This window comes from Bradyrhizobium sp. Arg816 (genome assembly GCF_029989365.1).
In the GTDB taxonomy this organism is placed as follows: domain Bacteria; phylum Pseudomonadota; class Alphaproteobacteria; order Rhizobiales; family Xanthobacteraceae; genus Bradyrhizobium.
In genome coordinates, this window is record NZ_JAPRAQ010000003.1 from 126,616 (window position 1) to 146,935 (window position 20,320).

General features: G+C 59.6%; 20 protein-coding genes, 2 pseudogenes and 1 riboswitch. Of the genes and pseudogenes, 16 read left to right on the top strand and 6 right to left on the bottom strand.

The annotated features are described in order from the left end of the window. Nucleotides 1-174 precede the first annotated feature (174 nt). From OWC48_RS09255 to OWC48_RS09265, 3 genes are all read left to right on the top strand, one after another. Nucleotides 175-663, top strand: a complete 489-nt coding sequence (locus OWC48_RS09255) for a Twin-arginine translocation pathway signal (protein WP_282519711.1) — start codon at nucleotides 175-177, stop codon at nucleotides 661-663. An 11-nt stretch (nucleotides 664-674) separates the two neighbouring features. Then, nucleotides 675-1,313: a ferric reductase-like transmembrane domain-containing protein gene (locus tag OWC48_RS09260; RefSeq protein ID WP_282519712.1), complete on the top strand. Its 639-nt coding sequence runs from the start codon at nucleotides 675-677 to the stop codon at nucleotides 1,311-1,313. Between the two features lie 233 nt (nucleotides 1,314-1,546). Next, nucleotides 1,547-2,035, top strand: a complete 489-nt coding sequence (locus tag OWC48_RS09265; RefSeq protein ID WP_282519713.1) for a cyclic nucleotide-binding domain-containing protein — start codon at nucleotides 1,547-1,549, stop codon at nucleotides 2,033-2,035. A gap of 58 nt (nucleotides 2,036-2,093) precedes the next feature. Here the strand turns inward: OWC48_RS09265 and OWC48_RS09270 are convergent, their stop codons facing one another. Together OWC48_RS09270 and OWC48_RS09275 are read right to left on the bottom strand one after the other, a co-directional pair. Continuing rightward, entirely contained in the window at nucleotides 2,094-2,585 is a 492-nt protein-coding gene (locus OWC48_RS09270) for a septal ring lytic transglycosylase RlpA family protein (protein WP_282519714.1), read from the bottom strand. Nucleotides 2,586-3,790: 1,205 nt separating this feature from the next. Then, nucleotides 3,791-4,067: pseudogene (locus OWC48_RS09275) on the bottom strand (transposase); the annotation flags it as partial. A 277-nt stretch (nucleotides 4,068-4,344) separates the two neighbouring features. On the opposite strand from OWC48_RS09275, the gene nhaA reads away from it, so the two are divergent. The 4 genes and pseudogenes from nhaA (at nucleotide 4,345) to OWC48_RS09295 (ending at nucleotide 9,207) form a co-directional block, all read left to right on the top strand. Further along, nucleotides 4,345-5,697 (top strand): Na+/H+ antiporter NhaA, encoded by a 1,353-nt coding sequence (gene nhaA, locus OWC48_RS09280; RefSeq protein WP_282520075.1) that lies wholly within the window; start codon nucleotides 4,345-4,347, stop codon nucleotides 5,695-5,697. A 622-nt stretch (nucleotides 5,698-6,319) separates the two neighbouring features. Continuing rightward, a riboswitch (Fluoride riboswitch) is annotated at nucleotides 6,320-6,380 on the top strand. A gap of 260 nt (nucleotides 6,381-6,640) precedes the next feature. Continuing rightward, nucleotides 6,641-7,843: a cation:proton antiporter gene (locus tag OWC48_RS09285; RefSeq protein WP_282519715.1), complete on the top strand. Its 1,203-nt coding sequence runs from the start codon at nucleotides 6,641-6,643 to the stop codon at nucleotides 7,841-7,843. Between the two features lie 9 nt (nucleotides 7,844-7,852). Beyond that, entirely contained in the window at nucleotides 7,853-8,212 is a 360-nt protein-coding gene (locus OWC48_RS09290) for a DUF190 domain-containing protein (RefSeq protein WP_282519716.1), read from the top strand. A 232-nt stretch (nucleotides 8,213-8,444) separates the two neighbouring features. After that, a pseudogene (locus OWC48_RS09295) lies at nucleotides 8,445-9,207 on the top strand (SDR family oxidoreductase). A gap of 108 nt (nucleotides 9,208-9,315) precedes the next feature. On the opposite strand, the gene OWC48_RS09300 reads toward OWC48_RS09295, so the two are convergent. Beyond that, nucleotides 9,316-9,561: a hypothetical protein gene (locus tag OWC48_RS09300; RefSeq protein ID WP_282519717.1), complete on the bottom strand. Its 246-nt coding sequence runs from the start codon at nucleotides 9,559-9,561 to the stop codon at nucleotides 9,316-9,318. Nucleotides 9,562-9,979: 418 nt separating this feature from the next. On the opposite strand from OWC48_RS09300, the gene OWC48_RS09305 reads away from it, so the two are divergent. Further along, entirely contained in the window at nucleotides 9,980-10,222 is a 243-nt protein-coding gene (locus OWC48_RS09305) for a hypothetical protein (RefSeq protein ID WP_282519718.1), read from the top strand. Nucleotides 10,223-10,302: 80 nt separating this feature from the next. Then, entirely contained in the window at nucleotides 10,303-10,470 is a 168-nt protein-coding gene (locus tag OWC48_RS09310) for a hypothetical protein (RefSeq protein ID WP_254137897.1), read from the top strand. A 47-nt stretch (nucleotides 10,471-10,517) separates the two neighbouring features. Here the strand turns inward: OWC48_RS09310 and OWC48_RS09315 are convergent, their stop codons facing one another. After that, on the bottom strand, nucleotides 10,518-10,703 hold the full coding sequence (locus OWC48_RS09315) for a hypothetical protein (RefSeq protein WP_282519719.1): 186 nt from the start codon (nucleotides 10,701-10,703) through the stop codon (nucleotides 10,518-10,520). Between the two features lie 636 nt (nucleotides 10,704-11,339). Here OWC48_RS09315 and OWC48_RS09320 point away from each other — a divergent pair. Both OWC48_RS09320 and OWC48_RS09325 read left to right on the top strand, forming a co-directional pair. Beyond that, the gene (locus OWC48_RS09320; RefSeq protein ID WP_234685336.1) at nucleotides 11,340-11,552 is read left to right on the top strand and encodes a cold-shock protein; all 213 of its coding nucleotides are present in this window, start codon (nucleotides 11,340-11,342) and stop codon (nucleotides 11,550-11,552) included. Between the two features lie 455 nt (nucleotides 11,553-12,007). Then, nucleotides 12,008-12,247: a hypothetical protein gene (locus tag OWC48_RS09325; protein WP_282519720.1), complete on the top strand. Its 240-nt coding sequence runs from the start codon at nucleotides 12,008-12,010 to the stop codon at nucleotides 12,245-12,247. A 632-nt stretch (nucleotides 12,248-12,879) separates the two neighbouring features. Here the strand turns inward: OWC48_RS09325 and OWC48_RS09330 are convergent. Then, complete coding sequence (locus OWC48_RS09330; RefSeq protein ID WP_282519721.1) at nucleotides 12,880-13,146, bottom strand: hypothetical protein; 267 nt, start codon at nucleotides 13,144-13,146, stop codon at nucleotides 12,880-12,882. Between the two features lie 189 nt (nucleotides 13,147-13,335). Here OWC48_RS09330 and OWC48_RS09335 point away from each other — a divergent pair, with 189 nt between their 5' ends. The 5 genes from OWC48_RS09335 (at nucleotide 13,336) to OWC48_RS09355 (ending at nucleotide 19,683) form a co-directional block, all read left to right on the top strand. Beyond that, complete coding sequence (locus OWC48_RS09335) at nucleotides 13,336-13,536, top strand: hypothetical protein (protein WP_282519722.1); 201 nt, start codon at nucleotides 13,336-13,338, stop codon at nucleotides 13,534-13,536. Nucleotides 13,537-14,092: 556 nt separating this feature from the next. After that, nucleotides 14,093-16,465, top strand: coding sequence for a PAS domain S-box protein (locus tag OWC48_RS09340; RefSeq protein ID WP_282519723.1), 2,373 nt, complete (start codon nucleotides 14,093-14,095; stop codon nucleotides 16,463-16,465). 217 nt (nucleotides 16,466-16,682) lie between these two features. Next, the gene (locus OWC48_RS09345; protein ID WP_282519724.1) at nucleotides 16,683-18,587 is read left to right on the top strand and encodes a PAS domain-containing protein; all 1,905 of its coding nucleotides are present in this window, start codon (nucleotides 16,683-16,685) and stop codon (nucleotides 18,585-18,587) included. Further along, nucleotides 18,584-18,946, top strand: a complete 363-nt coding sequence (locus OWC48_RS09350) for a response regulator (RefSeq protein WP_282519725.1) — start codon at nucleotides 18,584-18,586, stop codon at nucleotides 18,944-18,946. Before OWC48_RS09345 ends, OWC48_RS09350 begins: the two co-directional genes overlap by 4 nt. Before the next feature lie 74 nt (nucleotides 18,947-19,020). Continuing rightward, complete coding sequence (locus tag OWC48_RS09355) at nucleotides 19,021-19,683, top strand: HAD family hydrolase (RefSeq protein WP_282519726.1); 663 nt, start codon at nucleotides 19,021-19,023, stop codon at nucleotides 19,681-19,683. 296 nt (nucleotides 19,684-19,979) lie between these two features. Here the strand turns inward: OWC48_RS09355 and OWC48_RS09360 are convergent, their stop codons facing one another. After that, complete coding sequence (locus OWC48_RS09360) at nucleotides 19,980-20,303, bottom strand: hypothetical protein (protein WP_282519727.1); 324 nt, start codon at nucleotides 20,301-20,303, stop codon at nucleotides 19,980-19,982. Between the last annotated feature and the right edge of the window lie 17 nt (nucleotides 20,304-20,320).

Consider the following 20,320-nt stretch of genomic DNA (forward strand, 5'->3'; position numbering starts at 1 on the left):
ACTCGGGCGTTTCATGCCGCGAGAATGGCGTTCGTTAGCGGCTGTTTGACTGGCCTGTGCCTCCGTTCACAACCCTGTTATTGCGACCTATGGCGCCCTTCGTCTCAACTGGGCGTTTTGCGCCTGTTGTTGTACCCTCGGCGGAGCCACTGCACGGGTCGAGGAGGAACTGACATGACCATGGTCGTACTCAACCGACGCTATCTCCTCGCCGCCGGCGGCTCGGTCCTGGCGGCCGGGATGTCCGGGCTCCTGTTGCCGGCCCGCGCGGAAGGCCTCGCGCCGACCGAGTCGATGTCGGGTGGCGCGAACAACTATCGCAAGGGCGCGCCGACCGTGGACCGGATCGGCAAGGGCGGCTTCTGGATGAGCGGCAGCGTACGCCGCGCAGGCGACGGGGCGCCGCTCGTCGGGCAGCGCATCCAGATCTGGGCGCACACGACCGAAGGGCAGGAGCACGAACCGCAGAGTCATGGCGCCACGCTCACCGACAAGGACGGCAAGTTCCGGCTCGAGATGCCGCAGATCATTCCCATCTTCGGCCAGCCGCATGGTCACCTCGCCTATGACAGCGGTGAGTTCAAGACCGTCTTTCTGCGGCCGGTGATGCGGAGCGCGAAGGAGACGAGCCTGGAAGCGCACTTCGTCCTGCAGCCGGCCTGACCGGGTTGCGAATGAAGGGGTGGAGACTGGCCCGGGTGATCCTGATCTGGGTTGCCCTTGCTTTCGCCATTGGCGTGCCGATCGTCGCGGCAGCGGGAAGCGAGCAGCTCGCATGGCGCGGTCCGCTCTACGTCGTGGCCGGGTTTGCGGGGATTGTTGCCCTCGGCCTCGTGCTCGTTCAGCCCCTGCTGATCGGCGGATATCTGCCGGGATTCCCGGCCTATCGCGGACGGCGTGCGCATCACTGGATCGGCGGCACGCTGGTCGCAGCGATCGTGATCCATGTCGTTGGCCTCTGGATCACCAGTCCGCCCGACATGATCGACGCGCTGACCTTCTCATCGCCGACCCCGTTCTCTCCCTTCGGCGTGACCGCCATGTGGGCCATCTTCGCGGTCGCACTCTTGGCCGCCCTGCGCCGGCGATTGGGCCTGCGACCGCGAACCTGGCGCTTCATTCATATGCCGCTGGCGATCGTCATCGTCGCAGGCAGCGTGGCCCATTGCCTGCTGATCGAGGGGACGATGGAGACGATCTCGAAGGCGGCGCTCTGCGCGCTCGTCCTCGCGGCAACCGTAAAAGCCATGATTGACTTGCAGGTGTGGCGAAAGCGAAGGACGTTGCGCGGTGAGAGCACTGCGCCGCAGTGACATGGCCGCGCGTTAGGATGGGTAGAGCGACTTGCGAAACCCATCATGCTTCGTCACCAACCAGCCCGCGATGGGTTTCGCTTCCGCCTTCGCCCTTTGGGCTTCGGCGGACAGGTCGCTCTACCCATCCTGCGAAACTTTTGCTGGTCATATTGTTCGAACGACGCTGAGCGTCGTCACCGCCGACGTCTGCTCTGCTTGCCGCAGATAGCGACGGGGCGTATCCTAGCGCGATGGTTGTCAGTGCCCCCGAGCTGAAAACGTTCCTGCTCGCGACACCGTTCTTCGGCGGTCTTCCGGACCCGAGCCTCGACCTGCTGATTTCGATGCTGGTCGAGTGCCGCTTTGATGCCGGCGCGACCGTCGTGGCGGAAGGCGAGCCGGGACGCTCGCTGTTCATCGTCAAATCCGGCCGGCTGGCGGTGAGCAAGCAGGCGAACTCGGGAAGCGTCATCCCGATTTCCGTTCTGGAGACTGGCGATTTCTTCGGTGAAATGACGCTGATTGAAATGCAGAATCGCTCCGCCACGGTGGTCGCGGAGAGTCCGACGGTGCTGTACGAGCTGACGGCGCGAAAGCTCTACGCTTGCTACAAGGCCGATATCCACGCCTATGTGATCGTCCTGCAGAACGTCAATCGCGAGCTATGCCGGCGACTGCGCCGCGCCGACGATCGCCTCACCGGACACCAGGCGGGCGAAGACGAAATTCCTGCGCGATGAATGTGGCCCCGGATTACGCTTGCGCGCCATCCGGGCTACGCCACTTCGCGCGGGACGTTCAGCCCACCGGTCCCGGGATCCAATCGTCCCCGGGAAGTGGGCTGACCCTTACGCCAACAATGACTCCGCGCTCCAGGCTTGGATCGAAATGGCGCATCGTCCGCTCGTTGAGGTCGATGATGCGGCCGGGCCTTAATGGCCCCACGTCATTTATCTTGACGATGACCTTCTTGCCGACGGCCTCGACCAGGGCATATTTCGGCTTCGCGCCAAATTGGACTCCACCAAATTTCCCGCGCAAATTCGTCTTGATGGCAGCCGCCCAGACAGAGGGATCATAGCGCTCGCCGGAGGCTGTGTTCGGACCGCCCTCCTCCTTGCCGGGCTTGAACGGATTGTACATGGATGCGGCGCCGACGACCGCCTCCCCGGAGGCGGCATCGACGACGGCGCTTGAGTGAACTTCACACGCTTCACTTCGATCAACGGGAACAGAAACGGCAAGCGCAACCAGGGCGCCGCAAATTGCGGCGCTCGAGCGGAACAGCATTATAACTCCTGTGATTTTTTCGAACGTCCGGTTCCGCTACCGCAAGCATGGTCAAGCGAACGCGGAAGCGTTCATGAACTTGCACCAATGCTTTGCGGATTCGAGCCAACCCCTGGCTACGGAACCGATGTGCGAACCAGAGCGGTCCGCACGCAGTGTTTTAGGTTGTCACCGACTAAGACAGAGAATGCGTCAGCAGCATGACCTGATGGAACCTGCGGCGAGTGACAAATGCGATGTCGCCACAAGCCGACACGCTCGCGCTAATTGATGCGTCGGGCAACACACCCGCCGCTCGCACAAACCCGTCAATCCTCTGCAGTAAAAATATTCCACTTTACCGAAATTCGGAATTGCGGCATTCTCTCCGCCATCCCGGCCCGAGAAGAGGGGCGATCGTACGTCGTCGCGAACGTGGGCCGGGGTGCGGTGGACGCGGCAGTGCCGGGCACGCGAATGCGGGACCAGGGCGAGATGAACCTCGTGAGGGCCTTGACTGCGTGCGGAACGGACGGCGCCTGTGTCCGGCGAAGCCCTTGGGCGGAGCTGGATGGCTGCGTACGGCGAAAACGCGTGGTCCTGACCGTCGTTGCTACGGTCAAGCCTTGCGGAGATGGATCGGGGCTCTACCGGGTTTCGAGGCATCGCCAATTCGCGAGGCGACGGAGGCCAGAAGGAACTCGGCTCCGGGGAGAGCGCGCATAAGCCGTCAGACCATCGCGCAGGGAAGGCCGGGTGTTTTTCCGGCCCACCTGTTTCCCGCCTGCGCATTTGCGTGTGCAAGTTCCTGGCGCGGCGGATCATGGGTGCCAGCCGGCACCCGGCCTTCCCTGCGCCCTCTTCACGGAAGAGGGCGAAAGAGGAGAGCAAAACTCGGGCGCCAAGTGCCGCGAGAATGCTGATCTGTGCGTGATGTGAGCCAGAGAATGGTGCTGCCAGACAGGATTGAACTGAGTTAAAGATCCTGGCGAGCGTTGATTCTATTGAACTTTTCGGTCCGACGAGCATTCTTTGTGTGGCACTCTTGAGTGCCACCATGTGACCTTGATTATCACATTCGGCGCGAGTTAGCCACTGTCGGAGATGCCGTTGTTTAGACTCACCTTCGCGGGACAGGCGAGCGTCCCTAGTCATCTGGAACGCAAATTCGTCGCATTAGTTGTTGCTCTCTCTAGAGAGGAGAGCTGATGCACTCGGACAATTTAGGTGTCGATCATCTGGACAGCGGCATCATGGGCAGTGGCAAGCGCTTCTGTGATGCGGCCCCAAACACCGGCCCGCCGCCACCTGACGAAGCGGTCGTAGCAAGTGGTGTATGGGCCAAACGCCGTCGGCAGATCACGCCAGGGTGCTCCTGATCGGAGGACCCAGAAGATGCAATTCAGGACCCGTCTGTCGTTCACCCGAGGAACGCCACGCGGCTTGTTCGGCAGCATCGGCTTGATGGCCGGTCCATTCATGGTCGGCGAGTTGGAAGCGCATGATTCGAGCCCCCAGTTCGGGAGTTTGAATCGCGGCAGTCCGGCCAAACGCGACGCTCCTGGCCCGCTCTTGGTACGGCGCTTACGGACAGGAGCGGAACCAGCCCTCAATCTCTGCCAAATGCGTCGAAAATGACCAGAACAGACATTGGTGACCGATCACTCCTCCGAGGTTGAATTGTCGCCATCGCCATGTATAACGGCGTTCGGGTGCTCGCTGGCATAGAGCAGCGACAGGCTGAGCGATGGTCGGGCCGCCACGCGGAAAGCGCGTGCCCATGAACGATAGCTGTTCATTCGACGATCTGCCGAGAGCCCAGCGGCTGGCGGAACAAGCCCTCAGCACCCTTCACAGGTTCCTGCATGTTGAGGCTGTCAGCGGTGCCGTGCTCCTCGCGGCCGCTGCCGCTGCACTGATTTGGGCCAACTCTCCGTTCGATCATAGCTATCACGCCTTCTGGAGCCTCCCGCTCACAATCGGTGTCGGAGGATACGTTTTTTCCCAATCGCTGCACTTCTGGGTCAACGACGCGCTGATGACAGTTTTCTTCCTCGTCGTGGGCATGGAGATTCGGCGCGAGGTTCATGAAGGCGCACTGAGCAGACTCGACCAAGCCATTCTGCCGCTGGTCGCGGCGACTGGTGGCGTCATCGTCCCGGCGCTCATCTATCTGACCCTCAACAGCGATCCGGCTAGAGGGCAGGGCTGGGCCGTGCCAACCGCGACAGACATCGCCTTTGCCGTTGGGGTGCTCGCGCTGCTTGGACGAACGATCCCGGTCAACGTCCGGGTCTTCCTGCTTGCGCTGGCGATCATCGACGACATCATTGCGGTATTGATCATTGCCATCTTCTACACCGCCAGCTTTCAGCTGGGCGGTTTCATCATTGCGTCGATTGGTGTTCTCGCGGTTTTGGGATGTCAGCGGATTGGGATCGGTTCTGCGCCCTTTTACGTACTGCCGGGTTCTTTGGTTTGGATTGGGTTCATGGTAGCCGGCATCCATCCAACCCTGGCAGGTGTTGTGCTCGGGCTGATAACTCCGGTACGCGCTATACCGATGCGAGAGCCGCCGCTGGAAGTAGTGTCGCGAGCGCTCAAGCAGTTGCGAAGCAGCGATGCGGTGAAGGCAGGGGATCCGCACCTGTTAGAGCAACCGCTGCGAGACCTTCGCGTAGCTCACCGCGAGATATTGCCGCCGGTGTCGCGGGTGCAGATGGCAATGCATCCGTGGGTGGCTTACGGCGTCATGCCGATCTTCGCGCTGGCGAATGCCGGCGTCAGCCTAGCAGGCGCTGATCTCTCCGCTGGGAGCCATCTGGTGATGATGGGCACTGCGCTTGCCTTGATCGCTGGGAAACCGCTTGGCGTCGTCGGCACGACTTGGGCCGCGGTACGATTCGGCTGGTGTCGCCTTGCTCCGGGCGTTTCGTGGGGTGGCGTCTGTCTGGTCGGCCTGCTGGCTGGGATCGGCTTTACCATGTCGATCTTTATCTCGATGCTCGCCTTCTCCGATGAGGGATTGTTGAGGGCGGCGAAACTGGGGGTGCTCCTCGGCTCGCTTGTCGCCGCCATACTAGGCCTTGGCTGGGGCGTCATCTACGTTCGACGTCAGGGAAGGGGACTCTAATGTCCTTCAAAGCGCCGCACACATCTTTCGTATCATTCGCCATTGAAGTTCTACCCTCCGGGATTACCCAGGTGATGATCGTCGAAACTGGCTTGCACCTGAATCCGAAGCATCCCTCGTACAATCGATCCGCCGTAGAAGCTCTCATCTTGGCCGCGCAAAACTATGTTAGCGCCAACATAGAAGGTCCTGCCGCTATTCGGCTTGTTTCAACCCAAAGCGGGGAGATCTGACTGTCTGCTATCCCGTTGTTCGTCAGGAATCGGCTCTATTGGACTTCGCTATCTCGCCAAAGGTTTGATCCGCCGGTAGATCGTCAATGAAAGATGATAAACTTCTATTCTGGCTTTCAGTATTAGTGGGCGTCCTTGTGATCGGCTACTCGCTCTACTTTCTCTATTTCATTTTCGGTTGAGAATGGATCTTGTGGCTCCCTTGTTGCGATGCTGGGGGATGTCGCCTTATGGCCCATCGCTTCCGTTAGCGCGTCGCAGCGGGATGTCCGGAGCCAGGCGCAAACCGGAAGCGCCCCGGATTGGTCGAAACGGCGCCCCTTGACCCACAACGGTCATCTCACGCAAAGCACTTGACGCCTCGTCCATCCAACCTAATATCGGGCTAAATGTTTGATGGGGATGGGGTCCCCCGACAACCGCCGCGAGGCTGATGGCTCCTACCAGACGCAGGGCGTCGGTAGGGATCATTTCGCTCCCAGCAGCGCCCGAGAGAGGGCGAACAATGGCTGGGTTTCCAACTTCCTTGTCTATCGCAATGTGGCTCGTGGGTGCGCTGTGGGTAGTTGGCGCGCTAGCCTACTGGCTTGAGTATGACGGCGAACTCATCTGGGTGACCGCAGCTATTGGCTCCGCATTCGCCGGGACTGAGTGGCGCGCGACCAAGAAGCGCGACAGCGCTCGGTCAACCTCACGGCCGGGAGAGAACCATGACTGAAATCTGGACCTTGGCTGCGCTGTGGCTCGGCCTCGCGCTTGTGGCCACCTTGGTTTCCATTTGGCTCCGTATAGCTACTGCGTTGTCCGAAATCGTCGTCGGCACAATCGCCCAACTCGCAATCGGTGCGACGATAGGTTCGGCCATGCTGGGTACCGACCAGACCTGGGTGAAGTTCTTGTCTGGGACCGGCGCAATCCTGCTCACGTTCCTGGCCGGCGCCGAGCTTGATCCGGTTGTCTTCCGCGAACGCTGGAAGGAGGCAGGTGCAATCGGGCTTATCAGCTTCCTTGTCCCATTCCTCCTCTGTGCAATGGCAGCTCGGTATCTCCTCGGGTGGGACACCATGGCGAGTTGGCTCGCTGGCGTCGCCATGTCCACCACATCCGTAGCCGTCGTATACGCGGTCATGCTTGAGTTCGGCTTCAACGCGACCGAGTACGGAAAGGTCGTGCTCGCGGCGTGCTTCGTCACAGATTTGGGCACGGTGTTGACCTTGGGCCTCATCTTCGCACCATTCACTATCAAAACGTTGATCTTTGTGGGCGTGTGCGGAGCTGTGCTGATCTTCTTGCCGTGGATCACGACGCAGTTTTTCCGCCTGTACGGTGGTCGCCCTTCCGAACTCGAAACCAAGTACCTATTGCTGCTCCTGTTTGCTCTCGGTGGCCTTGCTGCTTGGGCGGATAGTGAAGCCGTGCTCCCAGCCTATCTGATCGGCATGATCCTTGCGGGCAGCGTCGGAAAAGATCACATACTGATCCGAAGGCTGCGGACCTTGTGCTTCGGCTTTCTCACGCCCTTCTACTTCATCCGAGCGGGATCGTTCGTCTCGGTGCCTGCTCTGATAGCTGCACCGGGCGCCTTCCTGCTTATGCTCACGGTGAAGCTTGTCACAAAGATTTCAGGGGTCTATCCCGTCACCCGTAGCTTCGGTTCGCCGCCCCGGGAGGGGATGTACACGACGTTGATGATGTCCACCGGGCTGACATTCGGCACCATCTCGTCCTTGTTCGGCTTATCGCACGGGATCATCACTCAGGCGCAATACTCCGCACTCGTGGCGGCCGTCATTGGAAGTGCCGTAGTGCCGACCTTGATTGCCAATGCATTTTTCCTTCCGCGTCACCTTTTGCCAGATGTCGAACCTGAGGAGCGCGAAAGGCCAATCGTTCCAGAACCGCGTAACGTGTAGGAGGCTGTTATGGACGTTCCGAAGGACGCAATGCTCCTGCGCATCTTCTTTGGCGAGGATGATCGATTTGAACAGAAGCCGCTCTACGAGGCCATTGTGCTGAGGGCACGAGAGATGCACTTGGCAGGGGCAACGGTGCTCCGAGGGCCGATGGGCTTCGGGCACTCCAGCCGAATGCATACGGCTAAAGTGCTTCGGCTCTCCTACGACCTCCCGGTGGTCGTGGAGATTGCGGACACCGAGGCGAAGATCAACGAGTTCTTGCCGGCGCTCGACGCAATGATGGCCAGCGGGCTCATCACCTTGGAGAAGGTACAGGTGCTGCAATACGGGAAGGAGGGACTTAAGGAGCGTGCAAATCTACCATGATTTGGAACGCCTGGTCGAACAGCTCCTAACAGTTGCTCTCCATCAACTCTCTCTTCTGCTGTCCGATGTTCGGTTCTGGCCCATCGCGACATATTGCGCTGCCACACGAAGTCGGTCGCTATAGGGGCAAAGCAGACATTGCTTTAGTCGCATCACGCCGCCGGGTTTATGGGTACTCGGCCTAGTGCTCGGGCTTCGTGGAGTGCATCCTAGGCATCCGGAGCAGCACCGCATGGCGATCGCATTCATCGCAGGAAGCACGGACGGTCTTGGCCGGGCCGCGGCACATCCCCTCCTCCATCAGGGACATCGAATGGTGTTGCACGCGCGTTCGCCCAATCGCATCGCAGCGCTCGAAGTACTCGCGTCGCGCGCCGAGGGAGTTGTCGTTGGGGACCTGCAGAGCGGCGCCGAAACGAGGTGCATCGCGGACCCAGGTCAACGCGATCGGGCGCATGGAGACTGTCATCCACTATGCCGGCGTCTATGCACAGCGGAGCCGCAGTTCAACGCCGGAAGGTCATGCCGTCACGCTGGCAATCAACACCCTTGCGCCGTACATGCTGACTGCATTGATCAAGCGCGCCGACCGGTTGGTGTATCTCAGCAGCGGACTGCACCGCGGAGGAGAGGGCTCGCTAGATGACCTCGACTGAGCGAAAAGGCCTGGGGATTCGGGAAAGGCCTGCGCCGAAAGCAAGCCGCACGTCGTCGCGCTGGCGTACGCCCTGGCGCGACGCTGGCCGAGGCTGCTGAGCAACGCCATCGATCCCGGCTGGGCGCGCACCAGCATGGGCGGCGCGGGCGCCCCGGTCGATGTTGAGACTGGTCAGAAGACCCAGACCTGGCTGGCGGGGAGCGACTATCCTGCCGCGCAGGTCAGCGGGCGCTACTGGCATCACGAGCCGGCCGGCGAAGCAGCGGATCCCGGTTTTCAGGACAAACTCATTGACAAGCTTGGCGACATGACCGACGTGGCGATTCCGGAGTCTTGAATACTTCCGGCTCTTGCTCAACAGCGTTCCTCGAGCCGCCACTCTCTAAGGACAGCAAAGGGCCCAAATGCAGACGCCGCCCGAAAGGCGCCGCCCACTGAAGCTGCCTTACTCTGGAGCGATCCTGTAAACGTCGCCGGGCTCGAGGTTCAGTTCCTCGAACATCCTTTGCTGCTTTTCAGTGAGAACCGCTGGCACAACTTCCGCTGTCCAGCCTTCCGGAACGGCAGCGAGAACCAACGTCAACGCTTGCTTGGGCTTGGCTAAGGCCAGCCACATCTGCTTCGTGGGCCGGAGCGTGTCGTCCGATGTCACCTCGACGATAGTGAACGAATTGCCGAACGACTCTGCCATTGATGGTCAATCCGGGGACATGCTGAGAGTTGCAATAACTAACGAGTCGAGGAAGTCGGGCAGGGCCGGCAGTCAACCTATAGGTGGGCACCCAGCGGTCTTCCAACATTCCATGGTCGCGCTGCAAACCGAGCACTCGAAGGTGGCGACCTACCGACTCCGGGCCGTCGCCTCGGACCGCGCCACGCCGACAGATCGGTAACGATAATCGGTCATATCCGTTCATTCGTCCGAACGCGAAACAGACCACTGCGAAAACGCCGCTGAGGCCGGAAATAGGCTAGTGCCGGTGAGGTTGAAGATAAAGCCCGCAACCGGAACCTAAGCTTAGAATTGCTATTCGGGATGCCGCCTTGCTCCATGCTCTGCAGGTGGTTACGCTCCAGCAAACGTCGACTCGATCCTGGCAGGACCTCACATGCCAACGGCGACACGCGAGTACATTGATTTTTGGATCGAGAATAGCGTTCACGCTGCGGAGCAATACGGGGCACCGGGCGCTTCACAAAGCGTGGACGTATTGGTTGGGCGCCTCGTTGACGGGGCCAAGAATCAAAACATCACGCGAGAGGCCATCGAGAAAGAGGTTGGTGATCTAAAGCCGTACATCGAGGGAAAGCTCGCGGCTGCCAACCGGATTGAGCAGGATCGCCGCAAATAACATCGACTTGCACCTGAGTTCCAGGGCCGCGAAGTCGCGTCTGCCTTAGCCCCGATCACGAAGGCACTGCGAGAACAACCATGGCAATGCGAGAAGAAATAAAGCGAGTGATACATGCTGCAACACCCGGTATGTCGCAGCAGCTCTACTCAACCCTGCTGGTGTTGGGCGAGCTCTTGAGCAGCGCACTCGACAGAATCGATGAGCTCGAGAAGAAAGCCGACAGACAAACGGCAGATAAGCGCTGATCGAGCACCAAGGGGAAGAACATCCCTCAAATGAACTTCAAGATGCTTCATTTGCCACTCTTACCCTCGACCTCTCGCGCTAACCGCTCCGCTCTGAGACGCTTGTGGTTTTCTTGGAACTCTGGATCGGCCTGACTGTCCGCAATCGTTTGCCGCGCTCCGTTTGGGTTCTGCGCCTTGCGGTCCGCCTCATCGGCTACCTGCTGCTGGGCGGAGCGTTTCCGTTCGGTCATTACCAGATCCTTGCCTCATTGATCAGGGCCATATCGCCCTGCAAAGATAGTTGGAGGAAGGAGGCATCAAGTCACTTCGCGTAACCCTGGGATCGGAGCCACGCGATCCGACGCTCTCCATTCATCCAATCGTCAATTTCCGTCTTGCTTGTGAAACCCGCAATTTCTCGGGGTTCTGCGCCTGGGTACTCCGCGACGATAGCCCAGTCGCCTTCAGAGTTACGGACGGGTTTGAAACTCACTTTGACTTTTGCCATGCCGAACTATGCAGGAAAGTGCGCAAAAAGTGAAGCTCGCGGAAGCATTTCAAGTCGCCAGCCTCGGCCGACCTTGTCATTTTTTGTGTAGGCGAGGAGCCGCTATATTTCCCAGCACCCAGAGGGCGTTCCCGCAATCAGTCACCAGGTTCGGAACAAATCCAACTAAGCGTGATGAAGAGCACCGTTGGCTTTCTTGTTGAAGTTTCTCAACTGCTGGTGTATTGTTTCAAACATCGATACTGGCCGAACAACTGTTCCGCTTTCGCCTCAGCTCCTGACGGCGCGCACGTTTCAGACATTCTCCAACATCGACTGACCGGAACACTGGCCGCAACTACGCGCGCCAGATCCTGCGCGTATACGAAAGGACGACTTGATGAACACAGGTACAGTGAAGTGGTTTAACACCCAAAAGGGCTTCGGCTTTATCCAGCCGACAAACGGCAGCAACGACGTCTTTGTTCATATCAGCGCAGTCGAACGCGCCGGCATGGGCACTCTCAGCGAAGGTCAGACGGTGTCTTATGACGTCGTCGCAGACCGTCGCACGGGCAAGTCCGCCGCCGAAAATCTTCGTGCTGCCGCTTAAGTAAGAGCACGACAGACCTGTCGCTCTCGCCGCGGATGTACTGGCAGAGCTTGTGGTCATGCCCCGTTTCCAAATCATTGGGAACGGGGTTTTTAATTGAACCCATCAAAGCGATGCTTGCTTAAGCAAGCTCGTCAGTGGCTTCGCTTCGCAATCATCGCGGTGGCCGGAAGAAGAGCTGACAAAGCAGTTTGGATGAGTTCGAGAAGACCCCGGATCGCTGGATGGCTGACTCGTAGTTCGATCCCTGGAGAAAGAGCAGCAAAGGCTGTTGAGACTCAACTGCGGGCGATGTTCTGCAGGAGTACCCGCTGGCGGGGATTATTTTTCGGTTGTCAAGCTCGCTCCCTCGGCTTGGTTGGCCTATTCAACCTCTTCAAGAAACATTCGTGTGTGCCTTGGGCGGCGTGCAATTCGACAAATGTGGTAGGGTTAGCCGCAAAGCAGGAGATCAAATGAGCATTGTAAAGCGGCATCTAGCCGAGCACGAAGAGCGCCTGGTCTTAGTCGAGGAAATCTGTATCGATAAAGGAGCGCTCGTCCTGGATACTGCCACCGACGAAGTCTACTTTTCTGCAGATGAAGAGGCTTACAGGAACGCCTACGTGGCCGTATTTCAAGCGTGGGCGAAGGGCACCATCAAGGGCACAGCGGAACAGATATTCGACGCTACAAAATCCATACTCGAGGATTAGCGAACCGGCCAAGGCAAAAATGGTCCGCCCGTAAGCGCGACTAGGATCCGGAAGCAACAGGATGCATTCCAGCCCCGCTAGAGCAGCAGCAACCGAAAGGTAAACACGTGTCCTATGCGTATAAGCTCAATGAAGACGTTCGTCACCAACCCCAAGGTCCACAAGGACGGGCCGGAACTGAACGGCCGGTGATTTACACCGTTGTACAGCATATGCCCATCGAATCCGATGGGCGAGTTAGGTACCGCATCAAGTGCAAGTCCGAGAAGATCGAGCGTGTCGTTACGGAAGATCAGCTTTCGTACGTTCAGTAACCTTCAGCGGTTGATCGATCGGGAAAATGTCCTGAGCGCGCGGCGCGAAAAGCCGCCTCAAGGGGACCAGGTGTGACAAAGGCGCGCGAATGTCGATATGACGCTCAGACTCGTAAGTTCGAGCGTTCGCAGCCACAAGATGCGCGCGTGCCGCACCCAGGGCGTTTGCGTCGGCCAGCGCATGATCTGCGAACTGCTGAGGCCTGTCACGCAAAAGGCGGTACCTCCACCAGCGTTCCGATCAATCGCAAATGCTTGCTGTTCGGGCCCACTTCCGTGACGCAAAAACTCACCCAACTCGACGTGGGATAGCCGCGCTCAATCGATCGACACCGAGCCAAGTGTGAAGAGGGCAGCCCGATCAGGACGAACACTCAGCGGGCCCCAAAGCAGCAACGCGCCTCGGAGGGCCAGCAGTAAGCTGCCAGTAAAATCAACACCGAAATTCTGTTTTGCATTGCGAGAATCGGCACCAGAGGCGGTGAAATCAACCATTTGGTTGAGGCGCCGTTCCTGTATCCCGGTCGCCACCACGGCTCGCAACCGCTCGAACTGCGCCGTCGTCGTGCCGGCTGCCCAGACCATTTCGCCCGGTCGCCGGAATTTTCTCATACACCAAGGGAGTTGGCCGGTTTTCATGCAAAGTGGTTTAGTTTGAGAATTGCGCTGGCCTGTTTGGAGTTTTCCAACATTTGTTAATGGCACTGGCCTGCGAGGTTGGCTAAATTTCTGACTGCAAAACCAACGGTTAGGACCGTACGCAGGACGCCAGTCATGATGCATCGCCGCCGGCTTAAACAAACCACCTCCCTCGAAGAACGCCTCGCCCTAGAAGCCGAACGATTGAGAGAGCAAGCTAAGAGCCTCCCTCAGGGCCGTGAGCGCGAAATCCTCCTCCGCAAAGCCAGACAGGCCGAGACCGGCTCGCATATGAGCGAATGGCTGACATCGCCGGGATTGCAAGCGCCGAAATAGATCATGGGAACAAATGTCCACTTTGGGACTTAGTGATTCACCTCTGGCAGGGGTGAAGCATGAACTACTTCAGCAGCGACAAATTTTCAGGGTTCAAAACGCAAGAGGACCGGCGGTGCAAGTGCGGTGCTCAACCCAAGCTCGTCCATAACATGATGGACTCCTTGCGTGGGATCACGGTTCGCGTGTTCGAATGCCAGTGCGGCGAGCGCACTTGGACCGAGGATCGAGAGTAAGGCCGCCCGCTGGCCTCTTTCATCACTATCTCTGAATAGTTTCGCCGGCGGTGTTTGCGTCGCTGTCGTCGCGGGCCGAGAAAGTGATGGCTGAGCCGCGCCAACGTCGTGCCCCGATATGAATGACAAACTTTCAAGCAGCTATTCGACGTTCGCCAAACTCGCATGTCCGTGTTTGGTGGCAAGCTGGAAGGCCGCGCCCTAAGCACAGCGTGAACAAATACCACAGGTGAGCTCCGTAGCCGTAACGATGGAACTCAAGCCACCTAGTATTGTTTTACCCCAACACTCCAGCTATCGGCGGGCTGGATAGGACCCGAATGGAAAACTCAGACGGCTTCGAAGCTGCACAGTCCAGCGAGGAGCGTTATCGGCTTCTTGTTGAGGCGATCACCGACTACGCGATCTATATGCTGGACCGCGACGGGCGTGTCACCAGCTGGAACCCAGGGGCGAAGCGCTTTAAGGGCTACGAGGCTGAGGAGATCATAGGGCACCACTTCTCGAAATTCTACACGGAGACCGAGCGGGAGCAAAAGGTGCCCGCCTTGGCACTAGAGGAGGCGGAGCGAACAGGACGCTTCGAGCGCGAGGGTTGGCGTGTGCGCAAGGACGGCACGCAGTTCTGGGCCCATGTGATCATTGACGCGATCCGTTCGCCTAAGGGCGAGCTTGTAGGTTTCGCCAAAATCACCCGGGATCTGACCGAGCGAAGGGCGGCCGAGGCTAAATTACGCGAAAGCGAGCAGCAGTTCCGGTTAATGGTCCAAAGTGTGACGGACTACGCCATCTACATGCTAGATGTGGAAGGCAACGTGGCGACTTGGAACGCTGGTGCTCAGCGCATCAAAGGGTACGCTCCCGAAGAGATCATCGGTAGCCACTTCTCCAATTTCTACACCGAAGAGGATCGCGCCGCGGGCCTCCCGCGAACAGGCCTGCAGACCGCAGCCCGCGAAGGACGCTGGGAGCACGAAGGTCAAAGGGTCCGAAAGGACGGCACTCGCTTTTGGGCGCATGTGGTGATCGACGCGATTCGAGACGACGACGGGAAGCTCGTAGGATTCGCCAAAGTGACCCGTGACATTACAGAACGGCGTCAGGCGGAAGCCGCGCTCCAGGCCGCGCAAGCAACGATGATCCGATCCCAGAAGCTGGAAGCGATCGGCCAACTTACCGGCGGCGTAGCGCACGACTTCAATAATCTCTTGCAAGTGATCAGCGGAAACCTGCAACTGCTCAGCAAGGACATCGCGGGTAATGCCCGAGCGGAGACGAGAGTCCAGAGCGCTCTGGCCGGCGTCGCGCGGGGATCGAAACTTGCTACCCAGTTGCTCGCCTTCGCGAGGCGCCAGCCGCTGGAGCCGAGGGTCGTGAATGTCGGTCGCCTGATCAAAGGCATGGATGACCTGCTGCGTCGCGCCATCGGCGGGGAAATCGAGGTCGAGACGGTCGTCGGCGGAGGGCTGTGGAACAGCCTCATCGACCCCGATCAACTCGAGAATGCCATTCTCAACCTCGCGATCAACGCCCGCGACGCGATGAACGGCCAAGGTCGGCTGACCATCGAGGCCAGCAACGCCTTCTTGGACGACGAGTATGTCCGCCAGTACGATGATCTGATTGCGGGGCAATATGTGATGATCGCGGTAACCGACACGGGCAGCGGCATTCCGTCAGATATCCTGGAGCGGGTCTATGAGCCCTTCTTCACGACCAAGGCGGAAGGCAAGGGCACTGGCCTCGGCCTAGCCATGGTCTACGGTTTCCTCAAGCAATCCGGCGGACACGTCAAAATCTACAGCGAAATCGGCGCCGGAACGACGGTGAAGCTATACTTCCCGCGAGAAATGGCGGTCGAGGATACGCTAGTCAGTGCCACCTCCGGTGACATCAACGGCGGCGAGGAAACCGTACTGGTGGTTGAGGATGACGATGAAGTGCGAGAGGTCGCTGTCTCGATGCTCTCCGATCTTGGCTACCGCGTGGTGAAGGCGAGAGATGCGGTGGCCGCGCTGGCCATCGTCGACAGCGGCATACCAATCGACCTGATCTTCACCGACGTGATGATGCCGGGCACTCTGCGCAGCCCGGAGTTGGCGCGAAAAGCCCGGGAGCGGTTGCCCAACGTCGCAGTCCTTTTCACATCAGGCTACACGCAGAACGCCATCGTGCACGGGGGACGGCTCGACCCGGGAGTGGAGCTTCTAGCCAAGCCCTATACACGGGAAGCGCTTGCGCGGAAGACCAGGCATGTGCTTGCCAACCATGCTCAACGGCGTCTCGCGGCTACGGAATCGCGTCAGCCCACACGGAAAGACGCCGTCAAGGGTGCGACCGTGTTGCTCGTCGAAGACGACGAACTGATCCGCCTGACTGCGACGGAGATGTTGAACGATTTGGGCTGCAAGGTGATGGAGGCCAGCTCGGCCGAAGAGGGTTTGAAGGCCCTGGATGAGGCTGCCGTGGATATCCTCGTGACCGATGTTGGCCTTCCCGGAGTGTCTGGCCTGCAACTCGCGAAGGACGCGCGCGCGCTGCGACCTGACTTGTGCATTGTTGTGGCGACAGGTGACGGCGGGATCAAATCCGAAGCTGAGTTCTTGGACGCCGTGCTCGTCGTGAAGCCCTATGCGCCGGAAACTCTGCACCGCAGCCTCGAAAATGCGCTGCAGACAAAAGCGCGACCCTAAACAGGTGTTGATAGCCTCGCAGCGGAAGCGCTTGCCGCAGCCTCTTCGGATTCCCTGTGGACACTCTCAGCCTTTCATTTCGTTAACGCGGATTCTCGCACTGACGCGGCTAGTGGCCTATAGGGAACAAAACCCCGCCCCCGTGCCTCTTCTTTTTTGGGTTCCTCAATCCCGCCCGCCCCTCGGCTCGGGCCGGACGGCATTCGAACAGGTCAGCATGAACGCGAGATTTCAGGGCGATTTCCCGATCGGCGGCGGTGAAATGGGCAAGCTCATCCGCGCCTTCGATTGGTCTCGCACTGAACTGGGGCCGATCGAAGGCTGGGGGCCCGCGCTCCGGACCTCCACCAATATCGTGCTGCAGTCGCCCCTGGCGCTGGTGATGCTGTGGGGACCGAGCGGCATCATGATCTACAACGATGCGTATTCGGAATTTGCCGGTCAGAGACATCCGCAGCTCCTGGGCTCCAAGGTCTTGGAGGGCTGGGCTGAGGTCGCGGATTTCAATGCGAAGGTGCTCGAAGTGGGGCTCGCCGGCGGCACGCTATCGTTCAAGGATCAGGAATTGACGCTGTACCGAAACAACGTCGCCGAACAGGTCTGGATGGACCTCAACTACGGGCCGGTGCTTGGGGAAGACAACAAACCCGAAGGCGTGCTCGCCATCGTGGTGGAGACGACGGCGAGGGTGAAGGCCGAAAGGGCTTTGGCAGAACAACAGGCCGTGATTGAGGAGGCCAACAAGCGGCTGTCCGCCGAGTCGAGCTTTCTCCGAGACCTGTTTGAACAAGCGCCGAGCTTCATGGCAATGATGAGCGGGCCTGACCATGTCTTTACGCTGGCCAACGCGGCCTATCGAGGTCTCGTCGGGGACCGCGGCGAATTGGTGGGGAAATCCGTCCGTGAAGCGATTCCCGAGACCGATTCTCAGGGCTTCCTTGGTTTGTTGGACAGCGTCTATCGAAGCGGCCAGCCCTTCGTCGGACGAGGCATTACCGCGCATCTCCAGCGTCAGCGCGGCGCTGAGATGGAAACCCGCATCCTCGATCTCATCTACCAGCCTGTCCGTTCGTCGTCCGGCGAGATCGCCGGCATCTTCGCGGAAGGCCATGACGTCACGGAGCGCGCGACTGCCGAGGCGCAAGTCAAGGCCAGCGAGGAGCGTCTTCGCGCGCTCATCAATGCGACATCGGACGCAGTCTACCGGATGTCACCGGATTGGCGCGAAATGCGTCAACTCGACGGACGCGGATTTCTGGCCGACGCCGACGGGCCATCGATCGCGTGGATGGAAGAGTATTTGTTTGCTGAAGACGAGCCTCTGGTCCAGGCCGCCATAGCGGAGGCCGTCCGGGATAAAAAGCCTTTTCAACTGGAGCATCGCATCCGGCGCCAGGACGGCTCGCAGGGCTGGACCTTTTCGCGGGCCGTGCCGCTGTTGAACGGCACGGGCGAAATCGTCGAGTGGTTCGGCGCGGCAAGTGACGTGACGGCACGTAACAAGGCCGAAGAACACCTTCGTCTGGTGATCAACGAACTGAACCATCGCGTCAAGAATACGCTTGCGATGATGCAGGCGATTGCGGCCCAGACGTTCCCGAGGTCCGAGCATCTGGCCGGGGCCCACGCGAATTTCAGCGCGCGCATAAAGGCCCTGGCCACTGCAAGCGATCTGCTCACAGGGGAGAGATGGGTAGGTGCGTCCCTGCGGGACGCCACGGAAAAGGTGCTGCAGCCGCATCATACCGACGCCCCGAAGCGGCGGATTGTTCGAGGACCGGAGGTCCGACTGACAGCAAAATCGGCCATTTCGCTTTCGATGGCGCTGCACGAATTGGCGACGAATGCGACCAAGTACGGAGCCTGGTCCGGAGCGGACGGGACCGTGACCATCGAATGGAATGTCGTGCGGACCGGCAAGGGAGAAAGACTTGCGTTCGAGTGGAGGGAAGAAGGCGGTCCGCCTGTCGTTCAGCCTGTGCGAAAAGGCTTCGGATCCCGTCTGCTGGAGCGCGGCCTGGCTGCCGAATTGAGCGGCGACACTCGTCTTGAGTTCAGGCCGGAAGGCGTCGTCTTCCGAATCGACGCTCCCTTGGATCCCTACGCGGGTGAGGATCGATGAGCGGGCGACGACTCCAGGCGCTTGTCGTCGAAGACGAGATGACCATCGCGCTCATGATCGAGGACATGCTGACCGACCTCGGACATCAGGTCGTCGCGATGGCGATGCGGCTGCCCCAGGCGCTGGAGTTGGCTAAGACTTCGGAAATCGATTTCGTAGTCCTTGATGTGAATCTGGATGGCCATATGTCGTTTGCGGTGGCCGACGCCCTTATCGAGCGCGGCGTGCCTTTTGTGTTCGTCACGGGATACGGCGCCGCAGGAGTCGATCCGAAGTATCGTCATCAAGGCATCGTCCTTCAGAAGCCGTTCGATCTGGCCGACCTTGAAAAAGCGATTGAGCGGCTTCCGCCACGTTAATCCTGTATGGGCGGGTGCGGTTCGGGGAATGAAATCTGCTTGCGCTTGCTCGCGCCTATCGAGGAGGACTTGAGTTGCCAAAGGCCGCAATTTTCGATCTGGACGGAACGCTTCTCGACTCGGTGGACCTTCACGCACTCGCCTGGCACGAAGCGATGGTCAAGTTCGGCCACCATGTGAGCTTCGAGCAGGCTCGCAGCCAGATCGGCAAGGGAGGAGACAAGCTCGTTCCCGTGTTCCTGTCCTCGGACGAACAACGTGAGCACGGCAAGGATCTGGAGGAATGGCGCGCCAATCGTTTCAAGACGGAGTATCTGCCGCTTGTGCGACCGTTTTCGGCCGTTCCGGACCTGCTGCGGCGAGTGCGCGATGCGGGACTTCGGATTGCCGTCGCTTCATCCGCAAAAAAGGATGAACTCGAGACGTACCTGGACATCGCACGCATCTCGGATCTGGTCGAGGTGGCGACATCGTCCGACGATGTGGAAGAATCAAAACCGTCGCCCGACGTCTTCGAGGTCGTGCTGAAAAAGCTCGGGTTTGAAGGTTCGGACGCCGTCGCGATCGGCGACACGCCTTACGATGCCATCGCGGCGGGGAAGGCGAAGGTTGCGACCATCGGCCTGCTTTGTGGTGGGTTCACCGAAAGCTCGCTGCGGCACGCTGGATGCATCGATGTGTATCCCGGACCTGCATCGCTTTTCGCTGGATTTGAAGACTCCCTGCTCGCGCGGTAGACCCGGCCCGCACGTAATGAAACGACCTCCGGGACTCGCAGAGTACCCGGAGGTCGATCGTGCGATCTGTAACGCCGGAGATTCAGGCGCAGTTTGGTTGGACGGTTCTAATCGCCGTCGGAGGTTTCAAGGATCCCTCCAGCAGTCGCCGGACTCGCGGCGATCGGAGTGGATCATCGCCAAGCATTGAGGACGGTTGACGAGAAGGAACCTGCGAGAACTTGGCCATCCACCGACGCTCGATGCGGTTCAATACGTCTCTGGGCAAGGCAATGCTATCCATCGCGACCTCCTCCTCAAGCGGCGAGAAGTCTTGATGTCGAACAGAGACGGTTGGGCTTGCCTCCGGGTGGATTGCGTGGGCCGCCGTCAAGTTCGCACAATGCTTCGAGTATCTCGTCGATGGCGACCGGCGCTTTAAGTCCGATAGGCGCTCGCAACGAGGGGCAGGAGGCTATGGCCGATGCGTCGGACGCCCAGGAGGCCAGAATGGCGCGTTTCTCGGAGATTGAAAGCGAAGAATCCGCCAGCACGTCCCTCGGGTGGTCGAACACCGTGCCGGGATGCAGTAGCGCGTTCAAGTCGATGACGTTGTCGTCGGAAGCGGTCGTCGGCCGCATGGTATCCTCCATTCTTT

Bases quoted from the DNA above. Each gene is read 5' to 3' on its own strand.
- OWC48_RS09255 (WP_282519711.1), top strand. From the start codon at position 175: ATGACCATGGTCGTACTCAACCGACGCTATCTCCTCGCCGCCGGCGGC.
- OWC48_RS09260 (WP_282519712.1), top strand. From the start codon at position 675: ATGAAGGGGTGGAGACTGGCCCGGGTGATCCTGATCTGGGTTGCCCTT.
- OWC48_RS09265 (WP_282519713.1), top strand. From the start codon at position 1,547: ATGGTTGTCAGTGCCCCCGAGCTGAAAACGTTCCTGCTCGCGACACCG.
- OWC48_RS09270 (WP_282519714.1), bottom strand. From the start codon at position 2,585: ATGCTGTTCCGCTCGAGCGCCGCAATTTGCGGCGCCCTGGTTGCGCTT.
- nhaA (WP_282520075.1), top strand. From the start codon at position 4,345: ATGAACGATAGCTGTTCATTCGACGATCTGCCGAGAGCCCAGCGGCTG.
- OWC48_RS09285 (WP_282519715.1), top strand. From the start codon at position 6,641: ATGACTGAAATCTGGACCTTGGCTGCGCTGTGGCTCGGCCTCGCGCTT.
- OWC48_RS09290 (WP_282519716.1), top strand. From the start codon at position 7,853: ATGGACGTTCCGAAGGACGCAATGCTCCTGCGCATCTTCTTTGGCGAG.
- OWC48_RS09300 (WP_282519717.1), bottom strand. From the start codon at position 9,561: ATGGCAGAGTCGTTCGGCAATTCGTTCACTATCGTCGAGGTGACATCG.
- OWC48_RS09305 (WP_282519718.1), top strand. From the start codon at position 9,980: ATGCCAACGGCGACACGCGAGTACATTGATTTTTGGATCGAGAATAGC.
- OWC48_RS09310 (WP_254137897.1), top strand. From the start codon at position 10,303: ATGGCAATGCGAGAAGAAATAAAGCGAGTGATACATGCTGCAACACCC.
- OWC48_RS09315 (WP_282519719.1), bottom strand. From the start codon at position 10,703: ATGACCGAACGGAAACGCTCCGCCCAGCAGCAGGTAGCCGATGAGGCG.
- OWC48_RS09320 (WP_234685336.1), top strand. From the start codon at position 11,340: ATGAACACAGGTACAGTGAAGTGGTTTAACACCCAAAAGGGCTTCGGC.
- OWC48_RS09325 (WP_282519720.1), top strand. From the start codon at position 12,008: ATGAGCATTGTAAAGCGGCATCTAGCCGAGCACGAAGAGCGCCTGGTC.
- OWC48_RS09330 (WP_282519721.1), bottom strand. From the start codon at position 13,146: ATGGTCTGGGCAGCCGGCACGACGACGGCGCAGTTCGAGCGGTTGCGA.
- OWC48_RS09335 (WP_282519722.1), top strand. From the start codon at position 13,336: ATGATGCATCGCCGCCGGCTTAAACAAACCACCTCCCTCGAAGAACGC.
- OWC48_RS09340 (WP_282519723.1), top strand. From the start codon at position 14,093: ATGGAAAACTCAGACGGCTTCGAAGCTGCACAGTCCAGCGAGGAGCGT.
- OWC48_RS09345 (WP_282519724.1), top strand. From the start codon at position 16,683: ATGAACGCGAGATTTCAGGGCGATTTCCCGATCGGCGGCGGTGAAATG.
- OWC48_RS09350 (WP_282519725.1), top strand. From the start codon at position 18,584: ATGAGCGGGCGACGACTCCAGGCGCTTGTCGTCGAAGACGAGATGACC.
- OWC48_RS09360 (WP_282519727.1), bottom strand. From the start codon at position 20,303: ATGCGGCCGACGACCGCTTCCGACGACAACGTCATCGACTTGAACGCG.